Annotated in this window: 15 protein-coding genes and 5 tRNA genes; 12 read left to right on the top strand and 8 right to left on the bottom strand. The window is 48.0% G+C overall.

Features of this window, described 5'->3' with window-relative positions; all coding sequences use genetic code 11:
• Positions 1–45 precede the first annotated feature (45 nt).
• The 6 genes from FIU82_RS08950 to FIU82_RS08925 all read left to right on the top strand — a co-directional run bounded on the left by FIU82_RS08950 (position 46) and on the right by FIU82_RS08925 (position 1,996).
• Positions 46–121 (top strand) — tRNA-Lys (locus FIU82_RS08950).
• A 42-nt stretch (positions 122–163) separates the two neighbouring features.
• Positions 164–239 (top strand) — tRNA-Lys (locus FIU82_RS08945).
• 42 nt (positions 240–281) lie between these two features.
• Positions 282–357: transfer RNA gene (locus tag FIU82_RS08940), tRNA-Lys, on the top strand.
• A gap of 184 nt (positions 358–541) precedes the next feature.
• A tRNA-Lys gene (locus FIU82_RS08935) sits at positions 542–617 on the top strand.
• A gap of 142 nt (positions 618–759) precedes the next feature.
• On the top strand, positions 760–1,803 hold the full coding sequence (nadA, locus tag FIU82_RS08930; RefSeq protein WP_138547550.1) for a quinolinate synthase NadA: 1,044 nt from the start codon (positions 760–762) through the stop codon (positions 1,801–1,803).
• A 102-nt stretch (positions 1,804–1,905) separates the two neighbouring features.
• Positions 1,906–1,996: transfer RNA gene (locus FIU82_RS08925), tRNA-Ser, on the top strand.
• A gap of 663 nt (positions 1,997–2,659) precedes the next feature.
• Here FIU82_RS08925 and FIU82_RS08920 read toward each other — a convergent pair.
• From FIU82_RS08920 to FIU82_RS08895, 6 genes are all read right to left on the bottom strand, one after another.
• Positions 2,660–2,944, bottom strand: coding sequence for a hypothetical protein (locus tag FIU82_RS08920; protein ID WP_138507897.1), 285 nt, complete (start codon positions 2,942–2,944; stop codon positions 2,660–2,662).
• Positions 2,945–2,958: 14 nt separating this feature from the next.
• Entirely contained in the window at positions 2,959–3,897 is a 939-nt protein-coding gene (locus FIU82_RS08915) for a LysR family transcriptional regulator (protein ID WP_022945972.1), read from the bottom strand.
• Positions 3,898–3,958: 61 nt separating this feature from the next.
• Positions 3,959–5,665 (bottom strand): bifunctional isocitrate dehydrogenase kinase/phosphatase, encoded by a 1,707-nt coding sequence (gene aceK / locus FIU82_RS08910; protein WP_152440888.1) that lies wholly within the window; start codon positions 5,663–5,665, stop codon positions 3,959–3,961.
• A gap of 65 nt (positions 5,666–5,730) precedes the next feature.
• Positions 5,731–6,213 (bottom strand): DUF4124 domain-containing protein, encoded by a 483-nt coding sequence (locus FIU82_RS08905; RefSeq protein WP_130147574.1) that lies wholly within the window; start codon positions 6,211–6,213, stop codon positions 5,731–5,733.
• A gap of 115 nt (positions 6,214–6,328) precedes the next feature.
• The gene (locus FIU82_RS08900; RefSeq protein WP_152440887.1) at positions 6,329–7,819 is read right to left on the bottom strand and encodes a DUF3413 domain-containing protein; all 1,491 of its coding nucleotides are present in this window, start codon (positions 7,817–7,819) and stop codon (positions 6,329–6,331) included.
• Between the two features lie 4 nt (positions 7,820–7,823).
• On the bottom strand, positions 7,824–8,036 hold the full coding sequence (locus FIU82_RS08895; RefSeq protein ID WP_022945968.1) for a DUF1414 domain-containing protein: 213 nt from the start codon (positions 8,034–8,036) through the stop codon (positions 7,824–7,826).
• Between the two features lie 62 nt (positions 8,037–8,098).
• Between FIU82_RS08895 and yejK the strand changes: the two genes are divergently transcribed.
• A complete protein-coding gene (yejK, locus tag FIU82_RS08890; protein ID WP_022945967.1) occupies positions 8,099–9,109 on the top strand; it encodes a nucleoid-associated protein YejK in 1,011 nt (336 codons plus the stop codon).
• A gap of 101 nt (positions 9,110–9,210) precedes the next feature.
• Here the strand turns inward: yejK and rne are convergent, their stop codons facing one another.
• The gene (gene rne / locus FIU82_RS08885) at positions 9,211–12,435 is read right to left on the bottom strand and encodes a ribonuclease E (protein ID WP_152440886.1); all 3,225 of its coding nucleotides are present in this window, start codon (positions 12,433–12,435) and stop codon (positions 9,211–9,213) included.
• Between the two features lie 637 nt (positions 12,436–13,072).
• Between rne and rluC the strand changes: the two genes are divergently transcribed.
• Positions 13,073–14,029: a 23S rRNA pseudouridine(955/2504/2580) synthase RluC gene (rluC, locus tag FIU82_RS08880; RefSeq protein ID WP_152440885.1), complete on the top strand. Its 957-nt coding sequence runs from the start codon at positions 13,073–13,075 to the stop codon at positions 14,027–14,029.
• A 40-nt stretch (positions 14,030–14,069) separates the two neighbouring features.
• The gene (locus FIU82_RS08875; RefSeq protein ID WP_152441485.1) at positions 14,070–14,672 is read left to right on the top strand and encodes an HAD-IA family hydrolase; all 603 of its coding nucleotides are present in this window, start codon (positions 14,070–14,072) and stop codon (positions 14,670–14,672) included.
• On the opposite strand, the gene FIU82_RS08870 is transcribed toward FIU82_RS08875, so the two are convergent.
• Positions 14,661–15,248 carry a nucleoside triphosphate pyrophosphatase gene (locus FIU82_RS08870; protein ID WP_152440884.1) on the bottom strand — a complete coding sequence of 196 codons (588 nt, stop codon included), beginning with the start codon at positions 15,246–15,248 and terminating at the stop codon, positions 14,661–14,663. The two genes, FIU82_RS08875 and FIU82_RS08870, sit on opposite strands and share 12 nt — an antisense overlap.
• A 120-nt stretch (positions 15,249–15,368) precedes the next feature.
• Between FIU82_RS08870 and yceD the strand changes: the two genes are divergently transcribed.
• The 3 genes from yceD to plsX are packed head-to-tail and all read left to right on the top strand — an operon-like array spanning position 15,369 to position 17,120.
• A complete protein-coding gene (yceD, locus tag FIU82_RS08865; protein WP_022945961.1) occupies positions 15,369–15,893 on the top strand; it encodes a 23S rRNA accumulation protein YceD in 525 nt (174 codons plus the stop codon).
• Between the two features lie 10 nt (positions 15,894–15,903).
• The gene (gene rpmF, locus FIU82_RS08860; RefSeq protein ID WP_045978428.1) at positions 15,904–16,074 is read left to right on the top strand and encodes a 50S ribosomal protein L32; all 171 of its coding nucleotides are present in this window, start codon (positions 15,904–15,906) and stop codon (positions 16,072–16,074) included.
• 11 nt (positions 16,075–16,085) lie between these two features.
• Positions 16,086–17,120 (top strand): phosphate acyltransferase PlsX, encoded by a 1,035-nt coding sequence (gene plsX, locus FIU82_RS08855; RefSeq protein WP_022945959.1) that lies wholly within the window; start codon positions 16,086–16,088, stop codon positions 17,118–17,120.
• Positions 17,121–17,178 lie beyond the last annotated feature (58 nt).

The following is a 17,178-nucleotide window of genomic DNA, read 5'->3' as shown; positions in this document are numbered from 1 at the left end:
TTTCGTTATCCAGGCATTGCCTGCTGAAGAAGCAAGCAAGGTGTTGGGTCATTAGCTCAGTTGGTAGAGCAGTGGACTTTTAATCCATTGGTCGATGGTTCGAATCCATCATGACCCACCATTTTATATAAAGCCTACTATCAAGCGATTTAGTCGCAATGATGGGTCATTAGCTCAGTTGGTAGAGCAGTGGACTTTTAATCCATTGGTCGATGGTTCGAATCCATCATGACCCACCACTTTATATAACGCCTACTATCAAGCGATTTAGTCGCAATGATGGGTCATTAGCTCAGTTGGTAGAGCAGTGGACTTTTAATCCATTGGTCGATGGTTCGAATCCATCATGACCCACCACTTTACATCATCAGCTACATGCGTAGCGCACTTTCAAATATTGAAAGACACCAGTTATGGGTCATTAGCTCAGTTGGTTGAACAGTCGACATCGAGATATTATTTCGATGGTCTGTGAAAGCGAGTCAGGACGACGAGCCGGAACACCGCTTCAGGATGAATTAATGGCATTAAAACTCGGTATGGGTCATTAGCTCAGTTGGTAGAGCAGTGGACTTTTAATCCATTGGTCGATGGTTCGAATCCATCATGACCCACCATCCCCTTTTCTCATTATTACCCAACTTCTTATAATTAAGCGCACAAGAATCTAGTCGTAGCGCAGACCTTTGCTTCTTTTTAGCGTCATAGTTTCGTATAATTACGGCAATACTTTTGCAATGTAGATGTAGTTTGACCAGTATGGGTATCAGCGAGAATATCATGCCGGAGGATTATATTTTTCCTCCTAAGCCAGCTCCTCTTTCTGATGAGCAGAAACAGCAGCACAAGGCGCGCATTAAACAATTACTGCAAGAAAAAAATGCAGTGTTAGTGGCGCATTATTATACCGATCCAGAGATCCAGGCCCTAGCAGAGGAGACCGGCGGCTGCGTAGCAGACTCGTTGGAGATGGCTCGCTTCGGCGCGCGCCAAGAGAACGCTGATATGATCATCGTAGCGGGTGTGCGTTTTATGGGTGAGACAGCGAAGATCTTAACTCCAGAAAAAACCGTGGTCATGCCCACCTTAGAGGCAACATGCTCATTGGATGTGGGTTGCCCAATTGATGAATTTAGCCGCTTTTGCGATCAGCACCCTGACCGTAAAGTAGTCGTGTATGCGAATACTTCAACGGCTGTAAAAGCGCGCGCTGATTGGATCGTTACGTCATCTTGTGCGTTAGAAATCGTTGAGCATCTAGATAGCGAAGGCGAGAAGATCATTTGGGGCCCAGATAAGCACCTCGGTAGCTACATTCAAAATCAGACCGGAGCTGATATGATCATGTGGAATGGCGCATGTATTGTTCATGATGAGTTTAAAACCAAAGCGCTCAAAGATATGAAAGCGCTGCACCCTGATGCAGCGGTTTTGGTGCACCCTGAGTCACCTGCTGAGATAGTTGAACTTGCTGATGCCGTAGGCTCCACGAGTCAGCTTATCAAAGCGGCACAAACCATGGACAACAAGAAGTTTATTGTTGCCACCGATCGCGGTATTTTCTATAAAATGCAGCAGCTGTGCCCAGAAAAAGAGTTTTTTGAAGCACCGACTGCAGGTGAAGGCGCAACGTGTAAAAGCTGTGCCCACTGCCCGTGGATGGCCATGAACGGCCTCAAAGCCATTGAGGAAGCGCTCATAGACCCGCAAGGCAAAGAGGTGTTTGTGGACATGGAACTGCGCCAAGGCGCACTGCGCTCGCTTAATCGCATGCTAGACTTCACCGCCGCCATGGCACGTTAACGGTGTTTTACTAACCAGTTGATTTGGTTTTGTTAAAAACACCTTGCAACCCCGGCAGTGATTGCATAGTATATGCGGCGCTGCCAAGGCAGCGAAAAGTGCGGAGAGGTGGCTGAGTGGCTGAAGGCGCACGACTGGAACTCGTGTATACGTTAATAGCGTATCGAGGGTTCGAATCCCTCCCTCTCCGCCATTAATTTAATACAAAAAAGCCCAGCATTATGCTGGGCTTTTTTGTTTCAATGTCCGGTCGCAAGCTTCTTTCCATCTATCAATCTTCACTTTGTAGGCAAGGCTTTTAGCCTTACACAGGGTTTAGTCAGGCTAAAGCCAGACCCACAGGAGTATATTGTAGGCAAGGCATTGGGCCTTGTGATTGTCAGGCTAAAGCAAGACCTACAGGGGATTGTGTTGTAGGCAAGGCATTGGCCTTGCGGTTGTCAGGTTAAAGCCAGACTTCCAGGGGGTTATGTTGTAGGCATGGCATTGGCCTTGCGTTTGTCAGGCTAAAGCCCAACCCGCAGGAGTGTGTTGTAGGCAAGGCATTGGCCTTGCGATTATCCGGCTAAAGCCCAAACCACAGGGGGAATGTGTTGTAGGCAAGACATTGGCCTTGTGATTGTCAGGCTAAATCCCGACCCACAGGGGATTGCTTGTAGGCAAGGCATTGGCCTTGCGATTGTCAGGCTCAAGCCCGACCCACATGAGTCTGTTGTAGGCAAGGCATTGGCCTTGCGGTTGTCAGGCTAAAGCCCGACCCACAGGAGTGTGTTGCAGGCAAGGCATTGGCCTTGCGATTGCCCGGCTAAAGCCCAAACCGACAGAGATACTTGCGCATTGCCGCTCGCATTACTCCCTACTCGCACTTTATTTGCTGCTCACCGAGGTGATATACGTTATTAACGGCGACGTAGCCACCTGAGAGAATGGCGGTGGCGGGCAGAAGTATCGGCGTGAGTAATATCCCAGAGAGGGAATAATAAGTGTTCGTCTCTTCAGCTACGTTCACAATGCGCAAAGTCTTCTTGTCTGACGAGAGCTCACACTTACGCTCTACATAAGGGGTGTCGCTGGGCATCACAACGCAGGCGCTAGAGATGATACACAGCGTGGCTATAACGACTGATTTGAGGTATTGCATCGTAGTCCCTTCGATTAAGCTAGTTCATCAGCGACTTCAGCTATTTTTTGCCGTAACCATACGTGGCTAACATCGCGATGTAATAGCGGCGACCAAATCATATCCAACTCAAAAGGTGCAATGGGGAAAGGCGGCTCTAAAATGGTGAGCCCGGGATCGTCTTTATAAATTTTTGCGGCTTTGGAGGGCAAGGTGGCAATGAGATTTTGCTCCTTGGCCAAATGAATAGCCACGTGGTAATTACGGGTAAAGGTGGCGATATTCCGATGCTTACCAAAATGTGCTAAGGCTTCGTCCACCCACCCGAGTTTTTGCACATCCTCTGGGTCCATGCCTACGCCCACACCAAAACCGGTTTTGCTAACCCAAATATGGCGGGCATGAAGATAACTGTCGAGGTTAAAGTTATTTAAAATCGGGTTGTCTGATTTGACCAAACACGAGAAGCTGTCTTTCCAGATACGTTTATGATGAAACGACTGAGGCAGTTTTTCAAAACGGTTAAGCGCCATATCAACCTTGCCATTTTCAACATCATGAAAGGTCACATCACTGGGCGTAAGAATATCCAAAGTGGTATCCGGGGCTTCCTCATGTAACTTACTCAGTAATCGTGGAGCCAAGGTACTGGCTGCGTAGTCACTGGCCATCATGCGAAACACACGCTTACTGCTTTGCGGCTCAAAGTCGCGATTCGGCGCTAGCGTTTCCTCTAACGTCATGAGCACACCACGGATCACGGGTTGCAGCTCCAGTGCGCGCTCAGTGGGAACCATGCCCTCACTGGTGCGCACTAGCAGCGGATCATTAAGCAGATTTCGTAAGCGTTTTAAACCATTACTCATTGCCGGCTGAGTAATACTCAACTGATTCGCGGCCTTTGTTACATTGCATTCGCGAAGCAAAGTATCAAGATAGACGAGTAGGTTTAAATCAATCTTATTTATATTCATTACTTGCTGCCATTTTTATTATTTATGCCTAGTGTAGCTTAAAGGTGGCTAAGAAAACACACTACCAATGATGTATAAAGCGTTGGCACTGTGGGTAGGGATAAACCTGTTTATACTCACCTTGAGTGATTTTAGCTTGTGCTTGGCGCCAGTAAGCGGGGTCGAGAAGCTCAGGGTGAGTGGCCAGTAGTGCTTGTTTGTGCACCGGGTTGGGTAATACAAAGGTGCTTAGTTGCTCGGGGAACACATCGTTAGGTGCGACCGACAAAGTGCTTTCTTCGCCGCAGGCATCGTCATGGCCAAGCTCGCGAAACTGCATATCGGTGAGGTACTGCACTTCGTCATAGTCATAAAATACCACGCGGCGATGTTTCGTCACGCCAAAGTTCTTTAATAACATATCACCGGGAAAGATATTGGCGGCAATCATATCTTTGAGTGCTTGGCCGTATTCATCAATGGCTTGCGCGGCTTTAGTACTATCCACTTCCTGCAAGTATAAGTTCAACGGCGTCATACGGCGCTCAATATACAAATGCTTGATGATGAGCATATCGCCTTCAATACGAATAGAGTTGGCAATACTCGCCTTAAACACCTCAAGTAGTGGCGCGCTAAAGCAGCTCAAAGGTAAAGCAACATCTGAATATTCCAAGGTGTCTGCCATGCGGCCAACACGGTCATGACGCTTAACCAACTGGTAGCGCTCGAGCACTGTTTTACGGCCAAAGGGTTTGCTTGAGCCAAAGCGATCACGGATCACTTTAAACACATAGGGAAACGAGGGCAGGGTAAATACCATCATCACCATGCCGGGGGTGCCGGCAGCCAATTCAAACTGCTCATGAGCGTGACCCATATGCTCGAGTAACTCGCGGTAGAATTCTGTCTTACCTTGCTTATGAAAGCCAATGGCATTGTAGAGCTCAGCTTTGGTTTTACCGGGCATCAACTGATTGAGAAAGTGCACCAGCGCCGAAGGAGCATGGGTTTGCACCATAAAATAAGCACGGGCAAAGCCAAAAATGACCCGCATTTGCGACGACCGAGTCAGCAAGGCATCAATATACAGGCCCTTGTTACCATCATGAAGCACGGCTATGACAAAGGGTTGTGTGCCTGTTTGCGAAACCACACGGCCAACAATATAGGCGGCCTGGCCGCGATAAAAGGGCGCTTGTAAAATATCAAAGCGCATTTGGTAACTTTGCACATGGGTCTCGGGCGCTTGTTTGATAAAGGCTTTCACTAATAAACGAATGTCTCTATCGAGATTGGCAAACGCACAGCCAAATTCAAATTGCGTAATGATTTTGCGAATCGTCGGCTTAAGTCCCTCGGTAACCGGAAAATAACTACGATATTCGGCTTCCACTGGGAGCGCGGGAGCATCGGCAAGCGTGGCTTGCACAAAGATAAAGTTATTATGGTAATACTTGCGATGGAACAAGCGACAAAATACCGAGTTATAAAAGGTTTCGGCCAGCTCTGCTTGGGGATGAAAAGTGAGGAAAGCGCGGTAACATTCTTTAGTTTGGGTCCATAAACTGGTCTGCTCAGCCGGGTCACCGACGCAATCGCGAAGCTGCGCTACAGTCTCATTCACGCGTTTGTCGTAGTAACTAATACGCTTACTGGCGATGGCGCGCATTTGGCTCCAATCGCGCTCAGCAAAAGCCGCAGGAGCTTGAGCTGTTATTGATTGAAACAACTGATAGTGATGGTGAAAGCCATCAAGAATGCGTTGCGCTACGGCCTGTGCTTGCACTGGGATCCCTCTTAGAGTAGAAGCTCTAAACTAGACTATGCCAAGGGCAAGCTATGGTGCAAGCCTTATTGATATTTTTTTAACGACTTTTCTAATTGCGCCAAACGCTTTTCCGTTTGCTTAATGCGTTCGTTGTAGCGCTGCTCAATCCCCTTGATGTTAGCATTAACTTCTTTTTTCAGGGCTTTGCGCTCATCATCAGACATTAAGCGTTCTAAACGTTGTTCTTCGGCTAGTGTTTTAGCGCTACGTTCACGTTTTAAAATAACCAGCCGGTGTTTAGTTGAACGTAACTGCAGCTCGATATTATCTCGGCGCTGTTCTAGCTGTAGCTCGGTAAGTTGCTTCGAAAAGTTGTTATCAAGCGGCTTAATTTCGACATTTGAGTGACGTACTTCATGCTCTTGTGCCTGCTCATCACAGGGAAACTGGCTAAACGTCGTGCCATTTTTTGTCTCGCACTTATAGTAAACGGTATTAGCCGTAGCCTGTGTAGCGGCGGCCGCACACATTGCCAAGGCAGTGGCAATAACTCTTTTCTTTGTCACTTTGATACCTCTGATCAGACCTCATTCATTTTTTAATATAGATGAACTAAAAATGAATGTCACTAAAGCAATACTAAGGTATGAAAAAGGTTCAATCAGTCACGCTCAGCAGTACCTACTGAGCGTTGAATTTCTTCAGCTGTTTTAAGCCTTGAATAAGGAAGGGAATATCAAGCTGTTGATCAACGCCAAAGCCCTCGGTGGCAGAAATGTGTTTATAACTACCGTCGCTGTTGAGCAGCGTAATGCGGTCTTTACGCATGGCAATAAATACACCCTGCGAGTAATTGATATTCGCCATGGCGTCAGTGTGAGTCAGGCTGTTAGCGATAAGGGCGGCGCGAGCTAACTCATCGCAGTCCCAATATTCGCTCAACACTGTGGCGATAATATCTTGTGGCTGGGCAATGAGCGTACTCTGTTGTAGCTGAGGGTCATTGCTCCATAGCTGTGAAATAGCGGTGATACGAGAAGGGTGCTCAGCCTCCAGAGCAAAGGCAAACACCTTACGCTGGCCATCTAGTGGTGCGGTATTATCCTGATCGATGCGCACTCGGGGCGACGGATCGCTATGGATAAAACGGTAGGCATCGATATTGGTATCGAAGGTGATAGGCGTGCGACGCCACAGAGGGTCAATACTGTCTTTAGTGAGACTCTGACGGTAGTAGCTAGGCAGCCCATACACTAAATTGAATAATGCATCTTGCTTGGCAACCGGGTGTAGTAGCTTTGCTGCAGGTTGCAGTGCAGGGTTTGCAGCAACAAACTCGGCTAGTTGCTGGGTGGATGAGAACACCCGAATATCGACTTGCGGCGCATCGGCGTCAAGTTCACAGCTCGGTAAGGTTGCGGGCATGACAAAACTAACAGTTGGGCCATTAACATTAACCTGGCGTGCTTGCTCATATTGCTCAAGATCTAATAAGTCGTTTTTTGCCAGTAGCGACTTGGCTGTTGTCGGATAAGACAGGGGTAACATATTGTCTTGTTTAGTAATATCAAACTCTAGTGCAGCGTCCGCCCAAATATGAATACTGTGGCTTAGCGCAAAACACAGCACCAACGAAGCGGAGATATATCGGCCAAATCGAAGTCGTTTTAATTGCGCTAGGTGATGCCAAGCATAATTACTTATCAGTAACTGATAGGCGAGTATCATCAAAATTAGGGCGCTCACCAGCAAGGTTGACAACGCGGGCGTGTTGGTTACGTTGCGCCAAAATAACGATAAGATTTCCCCCAGTGCACTGTAATTTAGATGATACCCGAGGTTGTAATACACGAATGCATCGACCGCCAGTAGCGTCATACCTGCCGTGGCAAGTACCGAGGCCATACCGCGAATATGTCTGGGATAGGGGAAGATAAGTGACAGTGGGAAAATAGTCAGCACAAAGGCTAAAAAGGTAATAAAGGCGGTGTGGCTGAGCCACGTAACCACCATATAAACACTGCCAATAGCTGTTGTTGGGGCGGCATCAGCAAAGAGGTAGGCAAGGCTAATAACCAGCGCAAGACCAATATTCGCCAAGGTAAACCAATGGCCCCAAGCAAGAAGCTGACTCGCTTTTGAGGCGAATTGATTTTGCGCAGATAAGTTCATTACCTTACTTTACCGAGTCGGCAAGGGCGTTGGCAAAGTTTTGTGCAACTGAGGCCCTTTTTGCTTCGGGCACATGCTCTTTAATAATATGCGTGATAGTATTGCCCAAACACATCAGGCTTAAATCTACCGGCGCCTTCTTTTCGGCAAGGACAGCAACTAGCTGATCGACAAGTTGTTCTACTTCTTCATTAGTATATTTAGATAACGCTGGCATCGGTGGATTTCATACTGATTATATATTCTTGTATTTTAACACCGCAGGAGTGAAAAACAAAGATGAGCACTGAGGTTAAAAAGCTGGTTGTGCACTACGTCGACAAAGAAGACGACAGTACCCAAATTCATTTGCGCAACGACGAAATGCCAATTAATGATCGTGTAAACGTGTTTATTGAACAGCTCCACCATGCTTATAACGGCAAACCTGGAAAAGGCTTTTGCGCCTTCAGCCCTGAGAAAAGCAGTGTGGTTGCCAGCAGTATGCAAAGTTATCGAAATAACGAGTTGGGATTTTGGCAGGTCACCGAGCAAGCGGCGAGTGTGCTAAAAGAAGAGCTCGATAAATACGCTTTCAATGAAAGTGGTTATTTAGTTTTTTGCCATTATCAATATGTCGCCAGTGACTATATTTTAATCGCGCTTATTAATATTAAAGAGCATTATACTATTACCTCCGAGCTTGATTTGGCGGCGTCTCGCCATTTAGATATTACCCGCATGCAATTGGCAGCGCGTATTGACCTTGCCGCGTGGGATACACAGCCCGAGGATAATCGCTATATCTCCTTTATTAAAGGTCGCGCTGGGCGCAAAGTGGCCGACTTCTTTTTAGACTTTTTAGGGTGCGAAGAGGGCATTGATCCGAAGCAGCAAAGTCGCTCTATGCTTAGCGCCGTAGAAGATTACTTAAGCGAGCAAGAGCTAGATAAAGAAGAAAAAGATGAGCGCCGTCGCGAGGTGTTTGACTACTGTAGCGACAGAATCAGTAGTGGTGAAGATGCCAATATTGAAGACATAGGGCGCGCCATCAGCAAAGATGATGAGCAAAGCTTTAACAGCTTTTACGAGCAGCAAAGCTATGATTTGGCTGAATCTTTCCCGGTGGATAAAAAGACCGTGACCGGCATGGTTAAACTCTCGGGCATGGGTGGCGGCGTGAGCGTGGGATTTGAGCGCAAGCACCTTGGTGAGCGAGTGATTTATGATCCAGTCAACGACACCTTGACTATCAAGGGCGTGCCGCCAAATTTAAAAGACCAACTCGATCAGCTCGGTGATGAGTCTTAGTACTATACAGTGGGGTTAACGTCCACTGGGAACTGAGCGTTATAGAGATACAAAAAAGCCGCTGTGAAAACAGCGGCTTTTTTTATGATGGTACAAGCGCCTTAGTCGTTGACTGTCTGTGCTTGATGCTCATCTTGGTGTGCAGCATGTGCCACCTTAGTGTCAGTCGACACTGTCTTCGGCGTTGCTGCATCGGCATAAGCATGGCCTACCGGTGCAACCGAACCAGGCTTCAATGTGCTGCTTTGTAGCGTCATACGCGCTTCGCTTGGCATGGCTTTCGGCACTTCAGAAGCAGCCACCAATGCTACCGCTTGCGGTTGTGTCGCAGGCGCACTGGCGTGACCTAAAGCTTTGCTTATAGCGGGTGTTACCGCTCGCTGTGGCTCAGGTGCAGGCTCAGCTGAAGGCTCAGCCGCTTCTTGCTTAACAACGGCTGCGGGTGCAGGTTCAGCTGAAGGCTTATCTTCTGGCTCTAATGACGCTTGCGGTTCGCTCTCAGGCTGTTTCGCTTCGCTAGATGCGGATGCTTCAGCGACTTCAGTCTCAGGCTGCTGCGCAGGTTCTCCAGATTCTACCTCAGCAACGCTTTGCTCAGGTTGTACCTCGGCTGCTGGCTCATCAGTATCAATGATTTGCTCAGCGGCAGGAGCGGTCTCTTCTTGCACGGCCGCAACCGGAGCTGCTTCAGCTTCTATAGCCGGGGCCTGCTCAGCGGTCTCTTGCGTACCGTTAGTTGGCGCTGTCTCTGCTGCTGCGTTGTCAGTGGCTGCAGTCGTTTTTGTATCGTCGTTCACTTGCTTTGGCGTGTCATCGCTTGGTTGTTGCGACTGCTCAGCCATGGCTTGATCTGCGACGGGTACAAATGCCGGTGAATCACTGTCACCTTCTTGCTTATCACGACGGCGGCGTTGACCCGCAGCGCGTAAGTGACGTGGTGAGCGGCGAGTACGGGTACGACCCTCTTTTTCACCTTCACCTTGCTCATTGCTCTGCGCTTGCTCGTCAATGGTTTGCGGTGCTTCGTCAAGCGATGCTTTCTTTGAAGCCACATCATTGTGCTTGTCCGCAGTCTCTTGCTGCTTTTGCTCTTTACCTTGCGTTGGCTTGGTTGGCTTATCCGCCTTCTCAAGTGCCTTTTCTGGCTGAGCCACAGCTGCTTGCTGCTCAGGGTTTTCAACAGCAGCTACTGGCTTCTCTTCGCTAGCAGTGTTGTTCTGAGTGTTTTCTACGCGTACTTTCTTACGCAGATTGCGGCGTTGGCGACGCTGCTTTGGCTTCGCTTGCTGTTGCTCGTCGCTTTGCGCATCCTTGGCAGTATTCGCAACATCTTTATTTTCTTGCTCGTTGGTGGTGTTGTTGTCGTTACGGTTATCGCGACGACGGTTTTGACCGCCACGACGACGCTTATTGCGATTACCACCGCGCTCGTTTCGATTATTGCTTTCTTCAGCCTTATCTTTATCTTGCTCAGCAACCTCGGCGTTTTGCGTGCGCGGACCTTTTGGCTTATTGCGCGATTGATTATTACGACGACGCTGATTATTGCGACGACGATCACCACCGCCACGACGCTCGTGATTGCTCTGTTGTTTACGTTGCTTATCTTGCTCTGGCTGCTCTTGCTCATCACTAAACAAGCTCTTCAACCATTGCCCGATACGGCTTAGTAAACCTGGCTCTTCTGTGGCTTTGGGTTGCGCTTTAGGGGCGCTCACTGGCGCCGGGTCCTTCGGCATAACTACACCCTTAAGCACAGGCTCTTCGCGCTTCGGTGCGACAGGTGCGCGTGAGTACTCGACTGCTTCCGCCTCAGGCTCAGCAATCTGCTCGTAGCTAGCCGCTTCTAAGGTTTCATCTTTACGTAAACGCACTACTTCATAGTGAGGTGTTTCCATGTGTTGGTTTGGAATGATCACTACATCACAGTTATGACGTTTTTCGATTCGTTGTACGCTGCGGCGTTTTTCATTTAACAGGTAAGCACCGACGGCAACAGGGACCTGGGCATTCACTTGTGAGGTGTTGTCTTTGATTGCTTCTTCTTCAATCAAGCGCAAAATTGAAAGCGCAATGGATTCGTTTGAGCGGATTGTGCCTTGGCCACTACAGCGTGGGCAGGTGCCTTGGCTCGCTTCACCAAGAGAAGGGCGCAAACGTTGACGCGACATTTCCAACAGGCCAAAACGTGAAATCTTACCGATTTGCACGCGGGCACGGTCTTGGCGTGCAGCATCTTTTAAGCGGTTTTCTACTTCACGTTGGTGACGTGGAGGAGTCATATCGATAAAGTCGATTACGATCAGGCCACCAAGGTCACGCAGGCGCAGTTGACGGGCGATTTCATCGGCCGCTTCTAAGTTGGTGTTCAAGGCCGTTTCTTCGATATCACTGCCTTTGGTTGCCTTTGACGAGTTGATATCAATAGAAGTCAGGGCTTCAGTTGGGTCAATAACGATTGAACCACCTGATGGTAAGCGTACTTCACGCTGGAACGCTGACTCAATTTGGCTTTCGATTTGGTAATGAGTGAACAAAGGCACATCGTTTTGATACAACTTTACACGGCTCATGAAGTCAGGGCGGAAGCGCTCAATATGCGCTTTGGCTTCTTCAAATACCTTTGGCTTATCAATTAAGATTTCACCAATATCACGGCGTAAGTAATCACGAATAGCGCGGAAAATCACGTTGCTTTCTTGGTGAATCAAGAAAGGGGCTTTATCGCTATCGGCTGCTTCTTTGATTGCTTGCCAGTGAACCAGCAGGGCCTTAAGGTCATAGTCAAGCTCTTCGAATGATTTACCAACACCAGCGGTGCGGACAATCAACCCCATGCCTTTAGGCAAATCTAAGCGGCTAAGTGCGTCTTTTAATTCGGCACGCTCTTCACCTTCAATGCGACGAGAAATACCGCCGGCGCGAGGGTTATTCGGCATCAGGACAAGATAGCTACCAGCAACACTAATAAAGGTAGTCAGAGCCGCGCCTTTTTGACCACGTTCTTCCTTATCAACCTGAACAATGACTTCTTGACCTTCTTTGATCACGTCTTTGATGTTTGGGCGACCGTTGAAGGTATAACCGCTAGGGAAGTAAGTACGAGCGATTTCTTTTAGAGGTAAGAAACCGTGGCGTTCGGCGCCATAATCAACAAAAGCGGCTTCAAGTGAAGGTTCGATACGGGTAATTTTACCCTTGTAAATATTGGCTTTTTTTTGTTCGTGTCCAGGGCTTTCGATATCTAAATCATACAGGCGCTGGCCATCAACCAGTGCAACGCGCATTTCTTCTTGCTGCGTCGCATTGATTAGCATACGTTTCATATTGTTACTCTTAAATTCTGTGCATAGTGCCCGACCACTTAGGTCTTTCGGCGCTCTTATTTTTGTCTTCGGTGCAGTCTCACGACTGGGCTTTTAACGCAAAAGCTTAACGTTCTAGTTTCACCTTGTGTTGCAACTGGCGATAAAAATAGCGGCCAATAGGGCCTTATTTGTCACACTCAACGCGTGGACTTAACGCAGTGCAGTTTATCTTCAACAAGATGACTGTGTCGTTTTTACCGATACACCTTCACGGTGGTCGATAGCATTATGTTCATTGTCTACATTAGTGGTATTTGCCCTAAGCATGTGCTTAATCAAAGCAAAAACCCATCGTTTTATTGTTCGTTTCCGCTTGCCCTTTTGGGCGCTTGCCACTTGCGGTCGCAGCCAGCGAAGCAATCTATTACGCGCATTGCTTGCTACTGCCGTCACGTGGGTTCTGGGTGATAAAAGCTGTGGAAATACGAGCTCGAATCTGTATGATCGCTTTCCCAGAATGTGTTTCACGCAAGTTTGGCCTAAGCCAATGGCAACGTAAACAACTACCGCTTAACGGTGGTTTTACGTGCTTGGATTATCCCATTAAAACCGCTGCGTTAGCAACTAAATTATGACTCAAATCAGTGATTAGGCAATGAAAGACTCCATAGGCACTCAGGTAAGCTTTGTAACAGTCGATGAAGACTACAGCGGACAGCGCATCGACAACTTTTTGATTACCAAACTAAAAGGGGTGCCCAAAAGCGCGGTATACCGTATTTTGCGCAAAGGCGAAGTGCGGGTGAACAAAAAGCGGGTGAAGCCGGTGTATAAGCTGCAAAGCGGCGATACTGTGCGCATTCCGCCGATAAAAATTGCCGAGCGTCCAGAGCAGCAGGTACCCACTAATCTTGATAAAGTGAGCAAGCTCGAAGACGCTATTTTATTCGAAGATAAGTACCTTATTGTCATCAATAAACCCGCAGGTATGGCGGTGCATGGTGGTAGTGGCTTAAGTTTTGGCTTGATTGAGGCGTTACGAGCGCTGCGACCGCAGGAGAAGAGCCTGGAATTGGTGCACCGCTTAGACCGTGACACCTCCGGGTGTTTATTGATTGCTAAAAAACGCGCGGTGTTAAAAGGCTTGCATGAGCAACTGCGAGAAAAAACCATGGAGAAAAACTATTGGGCGCTGGTTGCCGGACAATGGGATGCTAAGGTGCGCAACGTGACTGAGCCGCTCAATAAAAACACTTTGCAATCCGGTGAGCGAGTGGTGCGGGTTGACCATGAACGGGGTAAAGCGTCCCATACTCGTTTTCGCGTGCTCGAGCGTTTCGAACAGTGCTCCTTGGTACAGGCATCGCCAGTGACCGGGCGGACTCACCAAATCCGCGTGCACACTCAGTGCAAAGGCCACCCGATTGCCTGTGATGATAAATATGGCGAGCAAGTATTCGATACCGCGATGCGCGAATCGGGCCTGAGCCGCTTGTTCTTGCACGCTCGCGAGCTGCGTTTTATTCATCCTAAAACGGAAACCACCATGGCACTTGAAGCACCGTTAGACAAGGCTTTAACGCATTGCTTGGAGAAGTTACGTCGTGCTTAATAGCAAAGAGCTTATTATTTTTGATTGGGACGGCACGGTGATGGACTCGGTAGGCAAAATTGTTGCCACCCTGCAAGGCGCTGCACGTCATTTTAGCGTGCCAGAACCCACCGATGAGGCGGCCAAGAATATTATCGGGTTGAGCTTAGAAACCGCGATTGCCACGTTATTTCCCGAGCACAGTCAACTCCACACCGACCTGGTGGCGCGTTACAAACATCACTATGTATATGAAGATAATACGCCAACGCCGCTTTTTGCTGAGGTTGAAACGACTCTTGCAGCGCTTAAAAGTCAGGGTTATCGGCTGGCAGTAGCAACGGGTAAAAGCCGCAAGGGTTTAGACCGTTTACTCGCTGAGTCTCAGTTGACTGATTACTTTGAGTATACGCGCACCAGTTGTGAGGCTCATTCAAAACCACACCCCGATATGCTCGAGCAAATTTTAACGATGTGTGATGTCAGTGCTGATAAAGCACTGATGATTGGGGATACGCAAATTGATATGCAGCTGGCGGCCAATGCCAAGGTCGATGCCGTGGGAGTCACCTTCGGGGTGCATAATGCCGCGCAGTTGCAACAGTTTTCCCCCGTTGCAACCGTCGATCATTTCAGCGATTTGCGTACGTTATTACAGCGCTAGCGGGTCAATTTGCCAATTCAGTAGCATGGTGTTGAGTTGCAACAGTGGAAGTCCTACTAGGCTATTAGCGTCATTCCCTTGCATGCGGGCAAATAAACAAACTCCCAAGCCTTCGCTTTTAAAGCTGCCTGCGCAATTAAGCGGTTGCTCTTTAGCAATGTAATTGGCAATTTGCTGCTCGCTTAGGGTGCGAAACTGCACCGTAAAAGGTTCGACAACCACCTGGGTCTTATCCGTTTCTAAATCAAGCAATGCCAGCGAAGTTAAAAAGGTGACTTCATCGCCACTAAAGCGCGCCAGTTGTTGCTGAGCTCGAGCAACCGTATGCGGTTTTCCTAAAATGTCGCCTTGATGCACAGCGACCTGATCAGAGCCTATTACGATGCCTTTGTTATAGTGTTGGTGCGCGGCATTGGCTTTGGCGAGGGCGAGGCGACGCACTAATACTTCTGGGGCTTCATTGTGTTCAGGTGTTTCGTCAATATCAGGGGAAAAATGAGTGAATTCAGGGATAATTTTTTTTAATAATTGCTGCCGAAATGGCGAACTAGAGGCTAAGATAAAAGCTAATTTCATGGCCCGATCATCGATTTGTTAAACATCGGCCTTAGAATACGGCGCAATCAGGCGAAAAACAAAAGGAAAGTCGAATTTTATTTTGACTCTACTAGCAACTATCTATATGATGCAGCCCCTATGCAAAAGGTGAAGATTCCCGTCACCCTTGACCCGGGCAGGGCCGCAACACGCAAGTTAGAATATGACGGCGTGATTCGGCTTGAAGAACTTTCTCGATTCGAGCAAGTTGTGCTGGACTCAAGTGGTGAGATAGCGGTACATGTTCATTGCAAACATGACGAGCAAGGTTTAACGGTGCTGTCGGGGTCGATTAAGACCACGGTGACACTAACCTGTCAGCGTTGCAATGAAGAGTTTAGGTTGGATTTGGATCAACACTTTGCTTATACGCCAGTTGGCATAGGTGCAGAGTCTGGTGATCTTCCGGATTACTATGATGTCGTGGAGCTAGATGAGAACGGCGAAGTCAACCTTCGGAAATTAGTGGAAGATGAGTTGATATTGGCTATTCCTATCGTGCCTATGCATGACGAAGCATCTTGTCGATACTCTGAAGAAGCGAAAAGCTTTGGAGAGATCGAGGCAGAAGATGAAAAACCAAATCCATTTGAAATTTTGAAACAACTTAAGAAAGATTCTTAGGAGAAGGCTAATGGCGGTACAAAAAAGCAAAAAGTCTCGTGCAAGACGTGGTATGCGTCGTTCACACGATGCGATCAGTGGTCCAGCTCTAACAGTTGATAAAGTGACTGGTGAAACTCACCGTCGTCACCACGTCACTGCAGACGGCTACTACAAAGGCGTTAAAGTAGTTTCTAAGTAAGAGATTGCTTTATGCAACGCAGTCTAACCATTGCGTTAGATATGATGGGGGGCGATTACGGCCCCCGTTCATCTATCCCCGCCGCAGTTGAAGCGGTTCATCTACATCCAACACTTACCCTGATCCTCTGCGGTAATGAGCAGTTATTACAAGAGCAACTTTCTCAGCTCGATGCACTGCAACATCCACGATTAAAAATTCAGCACTGCACGCAAATTGTCACTAATGCTGACGAGCCAGCTTCTGCGCTGCGTAATAAAAAAGACGCATCAATGCGTATTGCCCTAGATTTAGTCAAGCAAGGTAAAGCGCAGGCTTGTGTTAGTTCTGGGAATACCGGGGCGCTATTTGCCATGGCCCATTATGTGCTAAAAATGTTGCCCGGCATTAAACGCCCAGCGCTGATCTCATCGGTGCCCACTGAGACCAAAAAACCGGTTTATTTACTTGATTTAGGCGCTAACGTTCACTGTGATGCCCATACTTTGTATCAATTTGGCATTATGGGATCGGTGGTTGCTCGCGAGTCACAAGATATCGAGCACCCCCGTGTGAGCTTGCTTAATATCGGTTCGGAAGATATTAAAGGTCATGAAGGCATTAAAGAAGCGGCGCAGATGATGCAAAAGAACCCCGCGCTTAATTACACTGGTTACAGCGAGGGCAGTGATATTTTTAGCGGCAAGTCAGATGTGATCGTGTGTGAGGGTTTCGTCGGTAATGTGGCGCTCAAAACCTGTGAAGGCATTGCTAAATTGATTATGCACAAGATGACGCGTGCATTGAAAAAGCATTTGCTTTATCGCGGTTTGGCGCTAATTCTTATGCCTGTCATAAAAAAAATATATAAAAAGGTGAACCCCGACCAGTATAACGGTGCATCTTTGGTAGGATTGCGCGGTATAGTGGTTAAAAGTCACGGAAATGCCTCAGCGAGTGCATTTCTTGCGGCAATTAATGAGGCTGTAAGGGAAGTGCAACGACAGTTGCCAGAGAAGATACAAACGGCCTTTGCAGAGCATGAACCCATGCAAGACGCGAGTTAAGCGCTGCGCCAACCTCCCTCCTCATTAACTGCCTGCCAATATTCGCGAACATCGCTAA

Origin of the sequence: Pseudoalteromonas sp. THAF3, assembly GCF_009363775.1 — a bacterium.
In the GTDB taxonomy this organism is placed as follows: Bacteria; Pseudomonadota; Gammaproteobacteria; order Enterobacterales; family Alteromonadaceae; genus Pseudoalteromonas; species Pseudoalteromonas ruthenica.
This window is presented reverse-complemented; position numbering and strand designations above follow the sequence as displayed.